18 protein-coding genes are annotated in these 18220 nt (G+C 63.5%); 12 read left to right on the forward strand and 6 right to left on the reverse strand.

Annotation, left to right across the window (positions count from 1 at the left end; genetic code table 11):
- Nucleotides 1-217: 217 nt before the first annotated feature.
- From U0023_RS12290 to U0023_RS12310, 5 genes are all read left to right on the forward strand, one after another.
- Nucleotides 218-877: a GntR family transcriptional regulator gene (locus U0023_RS12290; protein ID WP_009491425.1), complete on the forward strand. Its 660-nt coding sequence runs from the start codon at nt 218-220 to the stop codon at nt 875-877.
- 280 nt (nt 878-1157) lie between these two features.
- Nucleotides 1158-2549, forward strand: coding sequence for a malonyl-CoA decarboxylase (locus U0023_RS12295; protein WP_009491424.1), 1392 nt, complete (start codon nt 1158-1160; stop codon nt 2547-2549).
- A gap of 61 nt (nt 2550-2610) precedes the next feature.
- Nucleotides 2611-4140: a malonate--CoA ligase gene (locus U0023_RS12300; protein WP_009491423.1), complete on the forward strand. Its 1530-nt coding sequence runs from the start codon at nt 2611-2613 to the stop codon at nt 4138-4140.
- Between the two features lie 274 nt (nt 4141-4414).
- A complete protein-coding gene (locus U0023_RS12305; RefSeq protein WP_009491422.1) occupies nt 4415-4972 on the forward strand; it encodes a chromate transporter in 558 nt (185 codons plus the stop codon).
- Nucleotides 4965-5507, forward strand: a complete 543-nt coding sequence (locus tag U0023_RS12310; protein WP_009491421.1) for a chromate transporter — start codon at nt 4965-4967, stop codon at nt 5505-5507. The genes U0023_RS12305 and U0023_RS12310 overlap by 8 nt, the downstream gene beginning before the upstream one ends.
- A gap of 185 nt (nt 5508-5692) precedes the next feature.
- Here U0023_RS12310 and ssb read toward each other — a convergent pair whose 3' ends face one another.
- Entirely contained in the window at nt 5693-6193 is a 501-nt protein-coding gene (gene ssb / locus U0023_RS12315) for a single-stranded DNA-binding protein (RefSeq protein ID WP_009491420.1), read from the reverse strand.
- Between the two features lie 368 nt (nt 6194-6561).
- On the opposite strand from ssb, the gene U0023_RS12320 reads away from it, so the two are divergent.
- A complete protein-coding gene (locus U0023_RS12320) occupies nt 6562-7380 on the forward strand; it encodes a class I SAM-dependent methyltransferase (RefSeq protein WP_009491419.1) in 819 nt (272 codons plus the stop codon).
- Nucleotides 7381-7423: 43 nt separating this feature from the next.
- Here the strand turns inward: U0023_RS12320 and U0023_RS12325 are convergent, their stop codons facing one another.
- Genes U0023_RS12325 through U0023_RS12335 form a run of 3 tightly spaced genes read right to left on the reverse strand, consistent with a single transcriptional unit; the run spans nt 7424 to nt 8763 of the window.
- Nucleotides 7424-7699 carry a hypothetical protein gene (locus tag U0023_RS12325; RefSeq protein WP_009491418.1) on the reverse strand — a complete coding sequence of 92 codons (276 nt, stop codon included), beginning with the start codon at nt 7697-7699 and terminating at the stop codon, nt 7424-7426.
- A gap of 30 nt (nt 7700-7729) precedes the next feature.
- Complete coding sequence (locus U0023_RS12330; protein WP_009491417.1) at nt 7730-8143, reverse strand: hypothetical protein; 414 nt, start codon at nt 8141-8143, stop codon at nt 7730-7732.
- 5 nt (nt 8144-8148) lie between these two features.
- Complete coding sequence (locus U0023_RS12335) at nt 8149-8763, reverse strand: hypothetical protein (protein WP_009491416.1); 615 nt, start codon at nt 8761-8763, stop codon at nt 8149-8151.
- A 290-nt stretch (nt 8764-9053) separates the two neighbouring features.
- Between U0023_RS12335 and U0023_RS12340 the strand changes: the two genes are divergently transcribed.
- From U0023_RS12340 to U0023_RS12350, 3 genes are read left to right on the forward strand one after another with little or no spacing between them, the layout of a single operon-like run.
- Nucleotides 9054-9350 (forward strand): hypothetical protein, encoded by a 297-nt coding sequence (locus U0023_RS12340; RefSeq protein WP_009491415.1) that lies wholly within the window; start codon nt 9054-9056, stop codon nt 9348-9350.
- Nucleotides 9347-11182 carry an AAA family ATPase gene (locus tag U0023_RS12345; RefSeq protein WP_009491414.1) on the forward strand — a complete coding sequence of 612 codons (1836 nt, stop codon included), beginning with the start codon at nt 9347-9349 and terminating at the stop codon, nt 11180-11182. Before U0023_RS12340 ends, U0023_RS12345 begins: the two co-directional genes overlap by 4 nt.
- Nucleotides 11179-12180 (forward strand): metallophosphoesterase, encoded by a 1002-nt coding sequence (locus U0023_RS12350; RefSeq protein ID WP_009491413.1) that lies wholly within the window; start codon nt 11179-11181, stop codon nt 12178-12180. Before U0023_RS12345 ends, U0023_RS12350 begins: the two co-directional genes overlap by 4 nt.
- Nucleotides 12181-12216: 36 nt before the next feature.
- Here the strand turns inward: U0023_RS12350 and U0023_RS12355 are convergent, their stop codons facing one another.
- Nucleotides 12217-12867: a hypothetical protein gene (locus tag U0023_RS12355; protein ID WP_009491412.1), complete on the reverse strand. Its 651-nt coding sequence runs from the start codon at nt 12865-12867 to the stop codon at nt 12217-12219.
- Nucleotides 12868-13210: 343 nt separating this feature from the next.
- On the opposite strand from U0023_RS12355, the gene U0023_RS12360 reads away from it, so the two are divergent.
- From U0023_RS12360 to U0023_RS12370, 3 genes are all read left to right on the forward strand, one after another.
- Nucleotides 13211-13876 (forward strand): hypothetical protein, encoded by a 666-nt coding sequence (locus U0023_RS12360; RefSeq protein ID WP_009491411.1) that lies wholly within the window; start codon nt 13211-13213, stop codon nt 13874-13876.
- A gap of 94 nt (nt 13877-13970) precedes the next feature.
- Nucleotides 13971-16160, forward strand: coding sequence for an SF1B family DNA helicase RecD2 (gene recD2 / locus U0023_RS12365; RefSeq protein WP_009491410.1), 2190 nt, complete (start codon nt 13971-13973; stop codon nt 16158-16160).
- Between the two features lie 64 nt (nt 16161-16224).
- Nucleotides 16225-16392, forward strand: coding sequence for a hypothetical protein (locus U0023_RS12370; protein ID WP_009491409.1), 168 nt, complete (start codon nt 16225-16227; stop codon nt 16390-16392).
- Here the strand turns inward: U0023_RS12370 and U0023_RS12375 are convergent.
- Nucleotides 16352-18220: a glycosyltransferase gene (locus U0023_RS12375; protein ID WP_009491408.1), complete on the reverse strand. Its 1869-nt coding sequence runs from the start codon at nt 18218-18220 to the stop codon at nt 16352-16354. The genes U0023_RS12370 and U0023_RS12375 overlap by 41 nt on opposite strands.

Raw genomic sequence — 18220 nt, forward strand, 5'->3', positions numbered from 1 at the left:
CACTTCAGGACAAGCACTTTGCAGTTTGGGACAAGCAGCGTTGGCCCTCTGCGGCAGAGTTCACGACTCTCGGGTGCCGCAGCTAGGACATATGAGACGTCCGGTTAAGGCAAATGCCATCTCGGAGGTAGTTGCCATCCAGAGTTATATTGCGTACAATAGTGAAATTATTGCATGCAATGTGCGTCGGCGGACGCGTTTGGCCTCAGGGCGGAACATGAAGAAGAATGTCGCAACCCAGCTTCGGGATGCTATCGAAAATGAGATCCTCACGAGCGTTCTCCGGCCAGGCGAGCGCCTGGATGAGGCATCGCTGGCCCGACGTTTCGGCGTATCCCGCACTCCAGTGCGGGAAGCGTTGGCACAACTCGACTCCGTAGGATTGGTCGAGATCCGCCCCAATCGCGGAGCGATCGTCGCCCAAGTCGGCGCGGAGCAGTTGGTGCAGATGTTCGAGGTGATGGCCGAGCTGGAAGCCATGGCGGGGCGGCTGGCGGCCCGCCGGTGCACGAGCGCCGACAGGAAAGCCATCGAGGCTGCGCACGACGAGTGCAGAGCCGCAGCGGAACGCGGCGATACCGATGCATATTATTACGAGAACGAGCGCTTCCATCAGGCGATCTATGCTGCGAGCCGGAATGGCTTTCTGCTCGACCAATGCCTGACCTTGCAAAGGCGTTTGCGTCCTTACCGCCGCCTGCAATTGCGCGCCGTCAACAGGATGAAGACATCGCTTGCGGAACATGAAAGGATCGTTGATGCCATCTTCAACGGAGACGGTGCGCAGGCCGAGCAAGCGCTCAAGTCGCACATCATCATCCAAGGTGAGCGCTTTGAGGATCTGATCGCAGCCTTGGCCGAGCAATCGGCCGCATGAAATTTTCAACACCCATGATCCCGTCCTCCGGAAAGCCGGGAACGTGCAGTGGGTGGCCGATGCCCGGAAGGGGCATAGCTCGGCGAGAAGAGCTGTTTGGCGGCGAGTTGGGTGCCCGGACGGTCCATGCCTGCCGTCGATCCCGGCAGTTATTAAAGCCATTCCTCTTTCCGTATGCGTGCCGTCGCGTTCACTCCGCTGTCCAGCGATACCGAGCCGTACTCCGCTGGGAACTCGACACAACGTTCCTCAGCTGAACAAGATCTGGTGGAGGCCAAGCATGAAGTTCTACAGCTCACGGTCTGAAACAGCCGATGCCTCTACGTTCCTTGGGGATCTCATCGATACGCTGACCGAGAGGGGCCGGGCTTTGCTCGGGCGCAAGGGAGAGCGCAAGGCCATCCCGCATCTCGATCTGATCGCCTTGGGCGAGCTGTTGCTCTCTCGCAGGGGCGAGGCCTCGGGCGTGGCTTTGGCGCAAACTCTCCTGGCGAGCTACGAATCCGCGCCGGAGCCGGATCGGCTCGCATTCCTCCAGGCACTTGCCGAGCGCTTCGGGCCCGACCGTCGTCGCGTGGAGCGGGCCATCGAGGCGGTCCGCAAGGATCAGGGGACGGAGGCCCTCGAGGCGCTGCATGCGGCCGCCGAGCCACGGCGGCAGGAGCTGTTCCGGCGGCTCAACCTCGCCCCGGGCGGGACCGCGGCCCTGATCCGCATGCGCGAAGAGCTCGGGGATCACATCACGCGCCATCCTGGCTTGAAGTGCGTGGATGCCGATTTCACCCACTTGTTCTCGTCCTGGTTCAATAGGGGGTTTCTGGTGCTGCGGCCGATTGATTGGACCACGCCTGCCAACATCCTCGAGAAGATCATCCGCTATGAAGCTGTGCATGCGATCCAGAACTGGGACGATTTGCGCAACCGCCTCGAACCCGGCGATCGCCGCTGCTACGGCTTCTTCCATCCGCAGCTCGTCGACGAGCCGCTGATCTTCGTCGAAGTCGCGCTCACCCGGGCAATTCCCGATGCGATCGGTCCGCTGCTCGACCTGAGCCGTACCCCGATCGCTGCCGCCGAGGCGACGACCGCGGTGTTCTACTCGATCTCGAACACCCAGAAGGGCCTGGGCGGCGTGTCCTTCGGCAACTTCCTGATCAAGCAGGTGGTGGAGACCCTCAAGGGCGAAGCGCCGAACCTGAAAACCTTCGTGACCCTCTCGCCCGTCCCGGGCTTCTCTCGCTGGCTCGATCGCGAGCGCAAGGCCGAGGCCTCGGCCTGTCTTGACGAGGCGTCCAAGGCAACGTTGCGGGTCCTCGACGAGCCGGCCTGGCAGGACGATCCGGCGAGAGCGGAGAGCGTTCGCGCCGTCCTGCTCTCAGCCGCGGCCTACTACTTCCTGAAGGCCAAGGATTCCAAGGGCCGTCCGATCGATCCGGTGGCCCGATTCCATCTCGGCAACGGCGCACGGCTGGAGCGCATGAACTTCCTCGGCGACGTGTCGCCGAAGGGCCTGAAGCAGTCCCATGGGCTGATGGTCAACTACCTCTATGCTCTCGATGAGATCGAGAAGAACCATGAGGCTTTCGCCGAGAAGGGGACGGTCGCCGCTTCGTCCGCAGTCCGCAAGGCCTTGCGGGCCGACCTGCCATCCCGCGATCTTGTGCCCACCTGATCACGGCCCCGTTCCCGTACCTTGTCCGGATTCACTCCAGCCCCGCTGCGGAGCTTACGCCATGAATGCCAACCTGTTTGATCGCCTCGAACGCTCGATCGCCGACCTTGCCAAGACCGCCATCGCGACGCCGGCCGAGACGGCCGTCAGCTATGCGGATCTGATCGCCCTGTCCGGCCGGTTGGCGAACGTGCTCGTCCGCCGCGGGGTAAAGCCCGGCGACCGGGTTGCCGTCCAGGTCGAGAAATCGGTCCCGGCACTGGTTCTGTACCTTGCGACTGTCCGCGCCGGCGCCGTCTATCTGCCGCTCAACACCGCCTATACGCTGGCGGAGTTGGATTACTTCATCGGTGATGCCGAGCCATCTCTCATCGTCTGCGATCCTGCCAAGCGTCAAGGTATCGAGCCGCTGGCTGCGAAGGTGGGCGCCGCCGTCGAAGGGCTCGACGCCGAAGGGCAGGGCACGTTGATGGAGGCCGCCGCTGATGCGCCCGATGCGTTCGAGACGGTATCAAGGGCCGGCGACGATTTGGCGGCGATCCTCTACACATCCGGTACGACGGGCCGCTCCAAGGGAGCGATGCTGACCCACGACAATCTCGTCTCCAACGCTCTGACCCTTAAGGAGGTTTGGCGCTTCACGGCGGAGGACGTGCTGATCCATGCCCTGCCGATCTATCACACGCATGGTCTGTTCGTGGCCAGCAACGTCACCCTGTTCTCCGGCGCGTCGATGATCTTCCTGCCGAAATTCGACGCGGATGAGATCCTCGGGCTGATGTCCCGCGCCACGGCGCTGATGGGTGTGCCGACCTTCTATGTGCGCCTGCTGCAGCACCCAGGTCTCACGCAGGAGTCGACATCCGGCATGCGCCTGTTCGTGTCGGGCTCCGCTCCGCTGCTCGCGGAAACCCACCGCGCGTGGAGTGCCCGCACCGGTCACGCCATCCTCGAGCGTTATGGCATGACCGAGACGAACATGAACACTTCGAACCCGTATGATGGCGACAGGGTACCCGGCGCCGTGGGCCTGCCGCTGCCCGGGGTGTCGGCGCGCATCACCGATCCGGAAAGCGGACGCGAATTGGCACGCAACGAGATCGGCATGATCGAAGTGAAGGGGCCGAACGTGTTCAAGGGGTATTGGCGCATGCCGGAGAAGACCGCGGCCGAATTCCGCACGGACGGATTCTTCATCACCGGCGATCTCGGCAAGATGGATGAGCGCGGCTATGTCCACATCCTGGGGCGCGGCAAGGATCTGGTGATCACCGGGGGCTTCAATGTCTACCCGAAGGAGATCGAGGACGAGATCGACGCCATCCCGGGCGTGTTCGAGAGCGCGGTGATCGGCGTGCCGCACGCGGATTTCGGCGAAGGGGTCACGGCCGTGGTGGTGCGGTCCGGGGAGGCGGCGGTCGACGAGAGGACGATCCTGTCGGCGCTTGAAGATCGCTTGGCGAAGTTCAAACTGCCAAAGCGGGTTGTCTTCGTCGAGGAACTCCCGCGCAACACCATGGGAAAGGTCCAGAAGAACATCCTGCGGGAACGATATTCGGATCTTTACCGTCCGGCTGCACGAGCGTCTTGAGAACTCCGATGCTCTCCGTTCAGCGGCAACTTCAGGAACATCGACGACCATGTGGCTGCAGGCGTCCGCTCTGCTGCCCCACAGACTTCGGTCGCCGCGCGATGCCGCCGGTGCATTCCTGCGCCGGCGCGTCGTACGCGTAACGGGCATTGCAAAGTGCGAGGGACATCGATGACGATGGAGTTGGCTCCCTCAAACCATTGCCCCCGCATCCCGGATGTGCTGCTGTGGCCATCCCGTTCTGACCATGCCGCCACAACTTCCCGATAACGTGATGTCCTCGGAAAAACTTCCCGTTTCTCTCGTCTCCATTTTCCTTGTCTTCTTCAGAATCGGTCTTTTCAGTTTCGGAGGAGGGCTGTCCGGTTGGATCTACCGCGACGTGGTCACGGTGCGGGGCTGGATGAGCGACGCGGATTTTCTCTCCGGCCTGGCTCTGTCCCAGATCCTGCCTGGAGCGAACGTCACGAATCTTTCCGTCTATATCGGGCAGCGGTTGCGTGGTCCCGCCGGCTCGATCTGCGCCGTTTCGGGTCTCGTGATCGGTCCCTTCTTCGCGGTCCTCGGCATTCTCGGAGCCTATGATCTGCTATCCACGATGCCGTGGATCCAGGACGGCATGAGCGGAGCTGCGGCGGCCGCCATTGGCCTGCTGCTGGTCGTCGCCATCAAGGGGGCGCGCAGTGCGAGCACTGGAATTCTGCCCTTCCTGTTTCTGCTCGCCACCTTCATCGCCGTCGGTGTGCTGCAATGGCCTCTCGTTCCGGTCGTTCTCGTGCTGGCCCCGATTTCAATCTGTCTCGCGTGGCGAAAGGCACGGTCCCATGCGTGAGAATGCCCTCTGGTCTCTGATCGTCGTCTTCGTGCCGTTCTCGCTGGTTTCGATCGGCGGCGGTCCGAGCATCTTCGCCGGAATCCAGCATCAATCCGTCGAGGTCTATCACTGGGTCAGCGCCCGGGAATTCGTCGATCTCTTCGCCATCGCTCGGGCTGCGCCTGGTCCGGGCTCCATGCTCGTGACCCTGCTCGGCTGGAAGGTGGCGGGCTGGACTGGCGCCATCGTGGCGACGCTCGCGCTGTTCGTTCCCTCGTCGCTGCTCTGCTACGGGGTCACCAGGATGTGGAACCATTATCGCGGACGCCACTGGCATACAGCGCTGGAAAATGGCCTTGCACCCATCGGAGCGGGGCTGATCCTGGCCGGTGTGGTCGCGATCTTCAGAATCGCGGGGGCTGGTGTCCCCTCCTGGGCCATCGCAGGCATCGCGGCGGTTATTCTGTTGTGGCGTCCGAAGCTCAACCCGCTCATCCTGCTCGCGGGCGGTGCCGTCGCCTTCGCATTCTGGCACGGCACGGTCGGCTATTAGAGCATCGAGCGCGAAGGCGGTTCCGCTTTGCGTTCGATGCTTTAGGCCAGCGGATCGTGCGGACAAGTGAGTCCGCTTGCCCGCACTAGAGCTGTTTCCACTCACGTAGAATCATCTCTCTTTATTGCGGAGCCGCATCGTTTGACGGCGAACCGGGTCCACTTCGCCGAAGAATGCTCTAAGCTCTAGAACGGAATGTCGTCGTCGAAGTCGTTGTGGCGCGAGCTGCCGGCCGGTTCAGGCCTGCGCTCCATGGGGGACGAGCGTCCGAAATCGCCGCCGCGGCTGATCTGGCCCGGCTCCTCGTCGCCGTACTCGGAGGCGCCACCCCCGCCGCGGCTGTCCAGGATCGTCAGCTCACCGCGGAAGCGCTGCAGCACCACCTCGGTGGTGTACTTCTCCTGCCCCTGCTGGTCCGTCCACTTGCGCGTCTGCAGCTGGCCCTCGACATACACCTTCGAGCCCTTCTTCAGGTACTGCTCCGCCACCCGCGCTAGGTTCTCGTTGAAGATCACCACCGAGTGCCACTCGGTCTTCTCCTTGCGCTCGCCCGTGCCCTTGTCCTTCCACGTCTCCGACGTGGCGATCCGCAGGTTCACCACCGGCTCCCCGTTCGACAGACGCCGCACCTCAGGGTCCCGACCCAGGTTCCCCACCAAAATCACCTTGTTCACACTGCCTGCCATGACAGCCTCTCCACTTCGTCTCTCCTGAACGGCTGGGGCAAAAGGATGCCTCACGTTTTCAGGTCGGTTGCACATTCCTGCCCTGGCGCTCCGTGCGGACATGCGGCGGGCGCCGTTCAAGGAGGGGCATCACCTACTGTTCTATATTTGTTCCACGTGAAACACAAGAGCGGATTCCCGGGCAGGAGGCTGGGAAGGGCAACGAATGAACGGGGCGAACCCGGTGGAGCCACGGCCGTGACCATGAGACATGGCTTCAGCCGAGAACGGCGCACCTTTCCGAATACGCCGGATCGGACCATTCTGGCCGATGTCGATAAGGAGGTTACATAGGCTGTAACATCCTGGCCAAGCTTCGGGAGGCTGCCTTGACGGATACGATCTTGGACGAGGCGGCCGTTGCGGCGGCATGGGACCGGAATGCCGACATCTGGACACAGGAGGTCCGAAGCGGGCTCGACCTTTATCGTGAGCTTTACACGTTCCCTGCCTTCCTGGACTTCATGCCTCCCATCGCGGGGAAACGCGTGATCGATCTCGGCTGCGGCGAGGGCTCCAATACACGCCGGTTTGCGAGGCTCGGCGGCGTCATGACGGGAATCGATCTCTCGAGTGGGATGATCAGACGTGCCCGGGAGCAGGAAAAAGATGAGCCTCTCGGGATCGTCTACGAGATCGCCTCCTTCGGCGACCTCGCTCCTTTCGCCGATGGTGCGTTCGATGCGGCCCTGTCAACCATGGCGCTCATGGACGGGCCGGATCTGTCGGCCTCGATGCAGGCTGCTTCACGGGTGCTCAAACTTGGTGGCGCCTTGTGCTTCAGCGTTCTCCATCCTTGCTTCATCACGCCGGCCATCGCGTGGCTTGCGGATGAAGCAGGAGGCCATCTCGGATTGCGGGTCGGCCAGTATTTCGAAAGAGAGCCCTTCGTCGAACATTGGCGGTTCAGCAGGCGCGACGGAGGCGAACAGAAGACCGGCGCGCCGAAGTTCGAGGTGCCGCGGTTCCCGCGGACCCTCTCCGATTACATCAACGCCGTCAGTGAAGCCGGATTCAGAATTGTGAGAATCGAGGAGCCGCGCCCGAGCGAAGAAATGGCCCGCAAACATGATTGGCTGAAACGCTGGTACCGGCATGCCCCGCTCGTGCTGTTCATCCTGGCCGTGAAGGCACCAGCGAGCGAGTAATAAAAAAAGCGGTGCCAGGGACACCGCTTTCGAGAAGGCCGGTCTATTCCGCTGCCTGGAGATAAACCACTTTCGACTGTTCTCTCTGAACCTCGCGCAGGGTGCGGGCCATGTAGGTCAGCTGCTCGATGGCTTTGTCGAGATCGAGCTTGGTGCCGTCTTCGAGATCGTAAGCTTCCCGTCCGCGATAGAGCCGGTTGACCTGGCTCTCCATCTCGGCGGCAGCCTCGCGGATGCGGTGAACGAGATTGTCGGCGATGACATTGGCGTTGTCGTCGACAACGCAGAACCCGACATCGCTTGCGCGAACCTTGGCCATCGGATGATTCCTCTTCTTGTTGTTTCGTTCTTAAGCAACGGCCCGCTGTCCATGCTCAGCATAGATGCCGAGCCGGCGAGCCAGGGAATGTTTCGTCACAGTCCCCACCCAGGGCAGCGTCGCGAGAAAGCGCAGCTTGTCGGGACTTGCGTTGTAGTCTCCGAACAGGTGCTCACGCTCGCTCCAGATCGTGTCGATCGCCTCGGCCTTGGCCGGGTGACGGAAGCCGACGCGAGCCGTCGACCCGACCGCAAGCGCGCGCATACAGCGCTCGAACGTGCGGCGACCGATATCGGGCGTCACGCTCGCATGGCAGATCGCTTCGATCACCAGCTGGGCGAACTCGTCCGCCGTCTCGGGAGGTATGGTGTCCACACCGGAGGCGTCTCCCTGAAAAGCATGGGCGCCGTAGCGCATGGTTTCTTCGAGGCCGAAGCTCGGCATTGCTCTCACCTTAGAGTCCAGGCAGCCTGAAGCAGCCGGACGAGCTTTGTCCCGGTCTTGCGGATCCGGCGCTGCGCCCGCCATGGAAGGTCGGCGTCTCGCGTCGGATTCGGGCGTTCGGAACGGATACGCGGGTTCTTCAGAAACAGGCGCACGCCTGTTTGCGGGCGGATGCGCCAGACATCGTCCGAGCTTGGAAAACCTTGACCATTCAAGGGTTTGTCCGAAGAGCGCGGCTCAATGAAGATGGGGTTTGAGTCCTGCGAATGCAAGGTTCTCGGGATCAGCGGAACGGGGTTCGATCGCCGCCTGGACTCCCTCGCAACCTTCGGCCAGGGCGAGATCTCGCAGCGCGCCAACTTGAAAGTTCGCGCCAGCTCCGCGCCTGCCGGGACACCATAGACGGAGGCTGCGCAGGAGAACGCCTCGGAGAACGGCTCGATGGCGCACCAGCTCTTCTCCGCCATGTGCAGCGGCCACGTCCATAGGCCGTCCTCGCGCCGCTGGCCGACGCTGTCACGGTCGATGAAATAGCCCGTTCGCTTGTGCTCCAGACCGCTCTCGACCACGAGCCATTCCTCGTTCTCGAAAATCGGTCTCTCGTCCGTCATAGCGGTCATCGCAGGATCCTTTGCGGCGGTGAGGCGCGGCTGCCCTAATGGCGTCACATCCACGACGCATACACAGGATGCGAACAAACCAAGAACATACTCCCGATGTCCGCCGTGTCAAGCAAAGTCGGCGCTGTGGGACTGTAATCTCGGAGTAACCGATACTATGTGGAGGGTCAGATGGCAGGATTGAAGAGATCGCTCCGGATCCCGCTCAAAAAGTGGCAAAGTCGTTGCGGCGAAATATCGCTGGCGATAACTGAAGCTCGACCATTCCAACGCAGTGGATTCGCCACCCCATGACCAACCCGACACGCTTCGAGACGGACCAGCTCCGGCGCCTGGAGGACATGCGCAAGACCTTCGATAAACTGCGGGCGGAGCGGATACGCGCGGAAGGCGAGGTCGAGCGTCTCACGCGCGAACTGGAAGAGGCGCGGGCTCTCGCCCTGTCGGAATTCGGCACCGACGACGAAGGACAGCTTCAGGGACTGATCGAGGATGCGCAGGCGCGCAATGCCAAGCTCGCAGACGAATTCGCCGCCGCCCTGCGCGATGTCGAAGCGCGCCTCAAGCAGCTCGGAGACGAGCGTTGATCGGTCCTGATATCGATCATGACGTCGCACGGGCGCAAGCGTCCCTGGCGCGACTGGAAGGGCGACGCGATGCCCTGCGCAGCCGCCGCCAGGAGCTGACGCGCGAGATCGAACTCGCCAAGGGCCGCCTTGCCGTCAAGGATGAGGTGGAGGCCTTCATCGAGGCCGTGCACGGCTCTGCAAGCCGCCGCAGCCTGTCCGCGTTCGAGACGCTGCTCACCGCTCTGGTTCAGGAGGTTCTGCCGGGCGAAAAACCCGCGGCCCTCGACCTCTCGACGGAGCGCGGCCTCGCTTCGCTCGACATCTGCGTGCGTCGCGCCGACGGCACGCTCGAGGACGTCCTGGAGGACAATGGCGGCGCACTGACGAACGTGATCGGAATGGCGCTGCGGCTGATCGCCGTGGTCAAGGCGGATGTCGCCCGCTTTCTTGCTCTCGACGAAGCGGATTGCTGGATTGCGCCGGACCGCGTCTCGTCCTTCTACAAGGTGCTGGAGGATGGTGCCGCGCGCCTCGGCGTGCAATGTCTGGCCGTCTCGCATCACGACCTGTCGCAGTTCTCGGGCTCGTTCCACATCGCCCGGATTGTCGGCGATCCCGTCTCCGGCGTCGATGTACAATCCACCGACACCAGCGCTGCATGGAGCGAATCTCAGCCGGGTCTGCGCTTCATCCGGCTCGTGAACGTGCAAGCCTACGAGGATGCGACGCTCCACTTGAGCCCCGGCGTGAATGCGCTGATCGGGCCGAACAACCGCGGCAAGTCCACTTTCATTCGGGCGCTGCGCGCAGTGTTCTACGGCGAAGCCAGGGACAGTCTCGTGCGCGCGGGGGCGAAGGCCGCGACCGTCGAGATCGGTGTGGCGGGGCGTCGGACATTGCGCTTCACGCGCCAGCCGCGCCGTTCGCCCATCAACGTCTGGTCCTTGCACGAAGCGGACGGTTCCGTCGTCGAGGAGCAGGGCATGCGCTACGAGACGGGCGGCCGCAATGTGGCGGATTGGGTCGCCGACCTCATCCGCATCCGCAAGGTAGAGGATCTCGACGTTCACATCGCGCATCAGAAGTTCCCCGTCTTCCTTCTCGGAGAGACGCCGTCCCGCCGATCCGCCGTTCTCTCGATCGGCCAGGAGGCGGGCTACATCCGCGACATGCTCGTCATTCATCGCGAACGCTGCCGACGCGACAACGATCTCGTGCGCAACGGCGAGCGGGAGCTGATCGCACTCGGCGAAACGCTCGACGGGATGAATGACCTCGATGCGCTCAAGGACAAGCTGTCGGCGATCCGCAGCCAGGCCGGCGAGCTCAAGGAGGTCTCGGGGCGGCTGCACGGGCTGCGACAGCGCGCAACGCAACTCACCGAGCTCCACCGGCGCTTGGAGAAAGCGCGGGCACGCACCGATGTCACGGCAACGCTGCCTGAAGCCGAGCGGCTGATGGACATCACGCGCCGGGTGGAGCGCTCGCGTGAGCACCGGCGGATCGCGGAGCGGGTCATCGGTCTCGGCCGCGATCTTGCCCGGAGCAGGGCCCGGGTTGCGGCATTGAGAAGCCTCCCGGAGGCTGTTCCAAGTCTTGAAAACACGGCCTCGGCACAAAACATGCTGAGGCACATGGCGGATCTTCGGAATGGTGCTCGGATTGCGCAAAGCCGCATCGCGCAGGTCGACGAGGGGCTCGCATCCTTGCAGGCGGAGATGGCGGAGCTCATGGAAGAGACTGGCGGGCTCTGCCCCACCTGCGGCTCGCCCGTGAAGCCCGAGAACCTGCTGGACCATCACGCCCACGCCACCCACTCTACCACGCCGTCGGAGAGGCTGACCGCATGATCCTGTCCGGAGATCGTCTTCCCCCCGTCGCCTGCAACGGCATCCTGGTGATCGGGGATCCTCATGTGGGCTCGAGACGCCCTGGCCGACGCAAGGATGTCGTGTGGCCCCAGGCCGTGCTCGGCAAGCTGGAGCATTGCGTGTCCATCGCCAACGAGCGGGGGCTCGCCGTCGTGATCCTGGGTGATCTGTTCGACCGGCCGGTCGAAACCGACATGGCTCTCAAGAACCAGCTCATCCGTGTCCTGAAGGGCTTCAGGCAGCGGCCCATCGTCAATGTGGGCAATCACGACATCCAGCACATGACGCTGACGGACAGCGACTCGCTCGCCTTGCTGGGCCTGTGCGACGTGGTCGACGTGGTGGCCACATCGGCGCCGGTGACGGAATTCCAGATCGATGCGCGCCGGATCGGCATCGGCATGACCCCTTACGGCCAGACGATCCCGACCGATGCGCGGGGCTCCTTCACGGGCGTCGATCTGCACGCATGGTTCACGCATCACGACATCGCCTTCGACGGCGGGTATCCGGGCGCGGTGCCGCCTTTCGCGGTCGAAGGCTGCGACGTCCTCATCAACGGGCACATCCACAAGACGCAGAAGTCCATTTTGGCCGGACGGACCCGCTGGATGAATCCCGGCAACATCACGCGGCAATCCGTCGATCTCGTCGATCACGTGCCGCGCGCCTGGATCCTGGACGGAAGCGGTGCCTTGGAGCCGCATGCCCTGCCTTATGAGAGCAACGTATTCGATCTGACCGGGCGCGTCGTCGATGCGGCGGATGGAGCCGTCGTGGCGCGGGAGGTGGAAAGCGCCTTCGTCACGTTGCTGCAGGCGGAATCCGCCACGGAACTGAAGCGGAGCGGCGACGGCTCGATCGTCCGTGACGAGATCGAAGCGAAGTTCAACGCCGACAACACGTCGGATGCCGTGCGCGCCATCGTGCGCTCGCTCCTCGGCGAGGCGGTGGAGCGCCACGCGGCGCAGTCTTAGAGCATCGGACGTAGAAGCGAACTCACGTTCGATGCTTTAGAAGGCGAATGGATCGCTATAGGCCAGGCGGCGCCGGCGTACCTGCGTCTCCGGGAGGATCGGGCGGCTGATGTCGACAGCGACCAGCCCCTCGCAGGCGAGCGCGAGAACGGCCGCGACGCCGTCCTGCGTGTTCATGACGGCGCTGGCGCAATCCACCAGCCGCATGGTTCCGACCTCATCGAGCTGATGCAGGACCCGCACCCGGTCGCCTGCCGTCACGGGCGTGCGCTTGCAGGCCAGGATCAGGCGCATGGTCGTGAAACGCGGCTCGGCCCGGATGCTCGCGGCGGTTTCGATCGCGAATGAGCGCCCATCCGACGAGGCGATGCCGTGGATAGCGGCAGCCCGCAGCGGATGCTTCAGCAAGTCTTCGTCGGTCACCACGTCGACCAGATAGGCAGTGCCGTCCCTGACGATCTCGAAATCCGCCAGGTGCTCGAGAGTCTCGTCGCCGACGGCGAACTCCGCCGGATCGGCCGGAGCGCGCAGGGATTCCACCTCGGCGTCGAGTTCGCAGAGCGCCAGGTAATCGGCGATCAGGGCGTTGCGCGTGAGCGGCGTGGACGGGCGCTTCTGGGCCCGGCGGGTTCCCGAGCGGCGGGCAGGGCGCCTGTCCGAAAGGTCGAGGAGCGCTTGCGCGGACATCGGGGCCTCCATCTTGGCTTTTTGTAAGGATGGGCTGTCCTTTGCCCATGACGGTCACGAGAACATATATAGAACATAAGTCGATGGGTCAAACTTTGCGTGGCCGTCGGAGGATAGAGTTGCCCAGCGTTGCGATACGCTGCCATCCGGCAGGATTGGGACAAAATGGCACATGGTATAAAGTATTGTGATATAAAGCTTTATTGGCCGATTCAGATAGTTTGAAAGTGGACCGGGCGGCTCAAATTTGCTATAGAACAAATACCGAACGCGCTGGCCGGGACAAGGCTGCGACAAGAGCGCGTCACCGATTTGCGGGCTCCTGAGAACGTTAGGATCGAGGATGAATACGACGGACAAGAAGATTTCAGAGGTGCTTGCGAAATTCGGCGAGCCGATGGCCGGGAACGTCTGGCGCGTCCAGGGAACGGCGGTCATCTATCACAAGACCCTGGAGCGCATCGCCGCCCAGGCGAAAGTCGTCTTCGACGAGCCCAAGATCATTCGCGCCGAGCGCGACGAGGCCGTCATCCAGGTGACCGGCCGCATGGGCGACCGGGTGGAGTGGTCCATCGGCGAGGCGCTGATCGGCGTGAACTATCGGGTCTCCGGCAAGCAGGCCGCCTATGTCTACGCCATGGCGGAGAAGCGCGCGAAAGACCGCGTGATCCTCAAGCTCATCGAGCTGCACGGCTATGTCTATTCCGAGGAGGAGGCCGACGAGTTCAAGCAGGGCCGTCCGGGCTATGCCGACCCGCATGTTGAGCTCGAGAAGACCGAGCCGCAGAAGGGAAAGGTCGAAGCGGCCGCTGCCGATGCCAAGGTCGAGGACGATCTGAAGGCGAAGATCAAGAAGGCCAAGACCATCAATGCGGTCACGGACCTGATGCTTCACGCCGACACCCAGAAGACGCTCGCCGATCTGCCGGAAGGCATCCGCGACGAGATCCGCGACTTCGCCAAGGCGCGCCTCGTCGAACTCGGCTGGCCGACCAAAAAGGCAGCCTAACTTTCGCTGCGATCATGGACGAGATGATCTGACAATCGTCTCGTCCATTTTTCTTCCCGCGGTAGCGTTCCGGCGCTCCTGGTCTTTTTGATCGATGCCGAAATCATCCGCCCTTCCTGCCCTTCGGCAGGACGCCCTATCCCTCTCCGAGCATCTCGTCGGCTCCATCGAGCGGGTGACGTTCCACAACGACGAGACTGGTTTCTGCGTGCTGCGCGTCAAGGCACGCGGCCACCGCAGGCCCGTTGCCGTCGTCGGTCATGCGCCGTCGGTCGCCATCGGCGAAGTGATCGAGGCGAGCGGCGAGTGGCTGCATGATCGCAATCACGGGGTTCAGTTCCGCGCCGCCGAGCTGAAGACCTCGGCGCCGACGACCGCGGAAGACCTGCAGCGGTTTCTCGGATCGGGCCTGCTGAAGGGCGTCGGCCCTGCCGTCGCGCAACGGCTCATCGCCTCCTTCGGATCGCGCATTCTCGATGTCATCGAGAAGAAGCCGCACGAGCTGACGCGCGTGCACGGCATCGGCATGGCGAAGGCACTCGGCATCGGCGAAGCCTGGGCCGAGCACCGCGCCTTGAAGGACATCGCCGCCTTCCTCAATGCCCACGGCATCGGCGGCTTCCTGCTCACGCGCATCTATCGCGCCTATGGCGTCGGGGCCATCGACATCATTTCGGCCAATCCCTACCGGCTTGCGCTCGACATTCCCGGTTTCGAATTCGCGCTGGCCGACCACGTGGCCATGCAGCTTGCCGTCGAGCCGACGGCTGAGATCCGGCTCCAGGCCGGTCTCGCCAACGTCCTGTCCGAAGCCGTGAAGGACGGGCATTCCGGCTTGCCGGCCGATGAACTCCTGCAGCAGGCGAGCGCGCTCCTCGATGTCCGGACGAGTGAACTCTCTCCCGTGCTCGACGCCCAATGTTCCGCGGGTCAGCTTGTGGCCGATGAGCTCGACGGCCGTCGCTGCATCTTTCTCAAGAGCCTCTACGGCGCCGAGATCTTCATCGCGCAGCGCCTTAAGGAGATCGCCCAGGGCTTCCATCCCTGGCGCGGTCTCGACACCGCACAGGTGATCGCCGAGGCGGAGAAGGTCGCTGGCGTCTCCTACTCGGCAAGCCAGCGCGACGCGCTCATCGCCTCCTGCCAGGCGAAAGTGCTTGTCGTCACGGGCGGTCCCGGCGTCGGCAAGACCACGCTCATTCGCAGCCTCACGCATCTCTGCGCGAAGCACGAATTGCAGGTGGCCCTCTGCGCGCCCACGGGGCGTGCGGCGAAGCGGCTCGCCGAGAGCACGGGGTTTCCGGCCAAGACCGTGCACAGGCTTCTCGAAGCGTCCGAGGGCGGGTTCCGGCGCAACGCCAAAGCGCCGCTCGATTGCAATCTCCTCGTGGTGGACGAGGCTTCCATGCTCGATATCCGGCTCATGGCGGCTCTCTTGCGTGCCTTGCCCAACGAGGCTTGCCTGCTCCTCGTCGGCGACGTGGACCAGCTTCCTTCCATCGGGCCCGGACAGATCCTGTCCGACATCATCGCGTCCGGTGGCATTCCAGTGGTGCATCTTCGGGAGGTGTTCCGGCAGGAGCGGGAAAGCCGCATCATCACCGTGGCGCACGCCATCAATCGCGGGCTCGTGCCCGATCTCTCGCACCGGCCGGATTCGGATCTCTATTTCATCGAGGCCGATACGCCGGGCGATGCCATGGCCAAGATGACGATCCTTATGCGCGATCGCATCCCGCGAAAGTTCGGCCTCGATCCCGTGCGCGATGTTCAGGTGTTATGCCCCATGAACCGAGGGCGGCTCGGCACGCATATGCTGAACGGGGAATTGCAGCAGATCTTCAATCCGCCTGGGCCCGACAGTCTGCACCGCGCCGGATGGGTCTATGGTCCCGGCGACAAGGTCATGCAGGTCCGGAACGATTACGAGCGCGACGTCTATAACGGCGAGGTCGGCATCGTGCGTGAGGTGAACCGGGAATACGGCGAACTCACGGTCGCGTTCGACGACAGGCTCGTCGTCTATACATTGAAGGAACTCGACGAGCTTGCGCTCGCTTATGCGGTGACGATTCACAAGGCTCAAGGATCGGAATATCCGGCGGTGATCGTTCCCGTGGCGCTGCAGCAGGCCTCCATGCTGCGACGCAAGCTGCTCTATACGGGTGTAACGCGCGCCAGCCGCCTCGTCGTCCTGGTTGGAAGCCGAGCCGCGCTCGCTCAAGCCGTTGCCCAGGAAGAGGAACCTCGCCTCTCCCGATTGCGGAACTGGCTCGAGGCCTGATCCCTTTCCCTTGGAGGGGCTGCCATCTATAGTGGTTGTTCCAGTGTCTTGTGGGATCGCGGAGATGAATGTCGATACCGGACAGATCAACCAGCAGGAACGGCGGGTCCGCACAGGCCTTCTCGCCGGGACGATCCTGTGCCTGGTTGCCTCCGGCGGGATCCTCTGGTGGCGCTATGGAGGCGCCGTGTTCAATGATCTCGTGCTGACCACTCTCGCCTGGTGCTTCTGAGAACCAATCCGGCGCGCGACGTCCTGGCGTGGCCATGGCTCGTCTTGTTCCATCGGAACGTCGCCGTCGCCAATTCCCACAATCCCCGCCATGCCGCGATGCTCACGAGACCGTAATAGAACGGCAGCAGCGGCAGCCACGGCCAAAGCCGCCAGAGCCTGCGGCTGTGCAAGGCGACCAAGGCCGGGATCATGATCGCCGCCGTACCGGAGAGGAAAAGCGTCAGGCTGTAGAACCAGGCGACGGTGTCCCAGCGCGAGGCATAAAGCCTGGTCGTTCCGGAAAACCACTCTGCCAGGAACAGCACGGAGAAAAGCGGGTAGAACAAGGCGCTGAGCACGATACCCCAGGTCAGGACGAGAGCGCCGTAACAGCGCCAGACGCCCAATTGCCGGAGCAGGACCCACGGCCTGCGCGAATGGGTCGTGGCGGTCTGGACGAAACCTTTCATCCACCGGGTCCGTTGCCGCATCCAGGAGCCCAGGGTGACCGGCGCCTCCTCCAGCGTCGATGAGGGAAGATCCCTGACCTCATAGCCCAGCCGTGCTAGGCGAAGGCCGAGATCCGCATCCTCTGTCACGTTCCAGGCATCCCACCCATGGACTGCCTTGAGAACCGAGGTGCGGAAATGGTTCGAGGTGCCGCCCAGGGGAATGGGGCTCCCGATCTCGGCCAGACCCGGGTTGAACACATCGAACAACGCCGCGTATTCGATGGTGAAAAGGCGCGTGAGCCAGGAATCGTCCGTGTTGTCGATGGTGAGTCGCGCCTGGAGACAGGCGACCTGCGGCGGCAGGCGGGCGAACCGGGCAACGGCGAGGCGCAGCTGACCGGGATCCGGGACGTCCTCGGCATCGTAGATGACCGTGAAGCGTCCCCGCGCCAGGGGCAGGGCAACATTGAGAGCTCGTGGTTTGGTGCGCGGCTCCCCTTTGGGCGCGACGACGATCTCCATATTGCCCGGCAGGTCGACGGCCCGAAGGGCATCGAGCGTTTCCCTATCGTCGGATTCGAGAACGAGCTTGATGTCGAGCTTGGCCGCCGGATAATCGAGCCGCGACAGGGCCTGGATGAGCGTGGCGGCCACCCGCTTCTCCCGATAGAGGGCCGCGATGATCGTGTAGACCGGCAGCGCGGCGTCCTCGGTACGGGGAGCCTCGTCGTTCGGTTCGAGGGAGTTTTTGAGCACCGATGCCGCGAGCCTCAGGACGATCATGCCCAGAAAGAGCGGCCCCAGAGCAGCCCCGATGATCGCCAGCGTCGGCCCTGGAGCGTGGCCAATGCCGAACGCGGTGACGGTCAGGACGACGAACAGGACGGTGATTTGCCCGTAGCCGAGGTCGGTCGCCAGCTCGGGCGCCCACCGGGCCAGATCCGAGGCGGCCCGATCGGCGATCCACGGGCCCTGCCTGCGAAAGACCGCTTCTCTCAGGCGCGACGGAGATGTGATGGCAAGCGTACGGCTGCGGAGCCTCGTGCCAAGGAGACGGGCGAGCGCGGCACCGCGAGGGGCCGTTACGAACCCTGCCTGAAGTCCGGCCAAAGGGGCGATGCCCGCCAGAATGCTGTCCGGGTAAAGGGCGGCCTGCGACAGGGGAGGGGCGGACAGGAACGGTAGCCGGAGCTCGGCCGCGAGGGCGCGATAGAAGTCGTCCTCGCCTACGAGGTTGTGTTTCAGCAGAAACTCATCGGCCGAAATCCCGGCGAAACGGGCGAGGATTGCGGCTTGGCGCAGCGTTTCCGGGGCGTGGCCATGATGTGCCAGGAACCCGATCTCGACCGGCAGTGCTGTTGACTGTGGGCTCGGCTCCGCTAGACCCTGCCTCAT

The organism is Microvirga lotononidis (genome assembly GCF_034627025.1).
Lineage (GTDB): Bacteria > Pseudomonadota > Alphaproteobacteria > Rhizobiales > Beijerinckiaceae > Microvirga > Microvirga lotononidis.

What these genes read in the sequence shown, in the direction of transcription:
- U0023_RS12290 (WP_009491425.1), top strand. Translation starts at nt 218, where the DNA reads ATGAAGAAGAATGTCGCAACCCAGCTTCGGGATGCTATCGAAAATGAG.
- U0023_RS12295 (WP_009491424.1), top strand. Translation starts at nt 1,158, where the DNA reads ATGAAGTTCTACAGCTCACGGTCTGAAACAGCCGATGCCTCTACGTTC.
- U0023_RS12300 (WP_009491423.1), top strand. Translation starts at nt 2,611, where the DNA reads ATGAATGCCAACCTGTTTGATCGCCTCGAACGCTCGATCGCCGACCTT.
- U0023_RS12305 (WP_009491422.1), top strand. Translation starts at nt 4,415, where the DNA reads ATGTCCTCGGAAAAACTTCCCGTTTCTCTCGTCTCCATTTTCCTTGTC.
- U0023_RS12310 (WP_009491421.1), top strand. Translation starts at nt 4,965, where the DNA reads ATGCGTGAGAATGCCCTCTGGTCTCTGATCGTCGTCTTCGTGCCGTTC.
- ssb (WP_009491420.1), bottom strand. Translation starts at nt 6,193, where the DNA reads ATGGCAGGCAGTGTGAACAAGGTGATTTTGGTGGGGAACCTGGGTCGG.
- U0023_RS12325 (WP_009491418.1), bottom strand. Translation starts at nt 7,699, where the DNA reads ATGGCCAAGGTTCGCGCAAGCGATGTCGGGTTCTGCGTTGTCGACGAC.
- U0023_RS12330 (WP_009491417.1), bottom strand. Translation starts at nt 8,143, where the DNA reads ATGCCGAGCTTCGGCCTCGAAGAAACCATGCGCTACGGCGCCCATGCT.
- U0023_RS12335 (WP_009491416.1), bottom strand. Translation starts at nt 8,763, where the DNA reads ATGACCGCTATGACGGACGAGAGACCGATTTTCGAGAACGAGGAATGG.
- U0023_RS12340 (WP_009491415.1), top strand. Translation starts at nt 9,054, where the DNA reads ATGACCAACCCGACACGCTTCGAGACGGACCAGCTCCGGCGCCTGGAG.
- U0023_RS12350 (WP_009491413.1), top strand. Translation starts at nt 11,179, where the DNA reads ATGATCCTGTCCGGAGATCGTCTTCCCCCCGTCGCCTGCAACGGCATC.
- U0023_RS12355 (WP_009491412.1), bottom strand. Translation starts at nt 12,867, where the DNA reads ATGTCCGCGCAAGCGCTCCTCGACCTTTCGGACAGGCGCCCTGCCCGC.
- U0023_RS12360 (WP_009491411.1), top strand. Translation starts at nt 13,211, where the DNA reads ATGAATACGACGGACAAGAAGATTTCAGAGGTGCTTGCGAAATTCGGC.
- recD2 (WP_009491410.1), top strand. Translation starts at nt 13,971, where the DNA reads ATGCCGAAATCATCCGCCCTTCCTGCCCTTCGGCAGGACGCCCTATCC.
- U0023_RS12370 (WP_009491409.1), top strand. Translation starts at nt 16,225, where the DNA reads ATGAATGTCGATACCGGACAGATCAACCAGCAGGAACGGCGGGTCCGC.
- U0023_RS12375 (WP_009491408.1), bottom strand. Translation starts at nt 18,220, where the DNA reads ATGAGGCAGGGTCTAGCGGAGCCGAGCCCACAGTCAACAGCACTGCCG.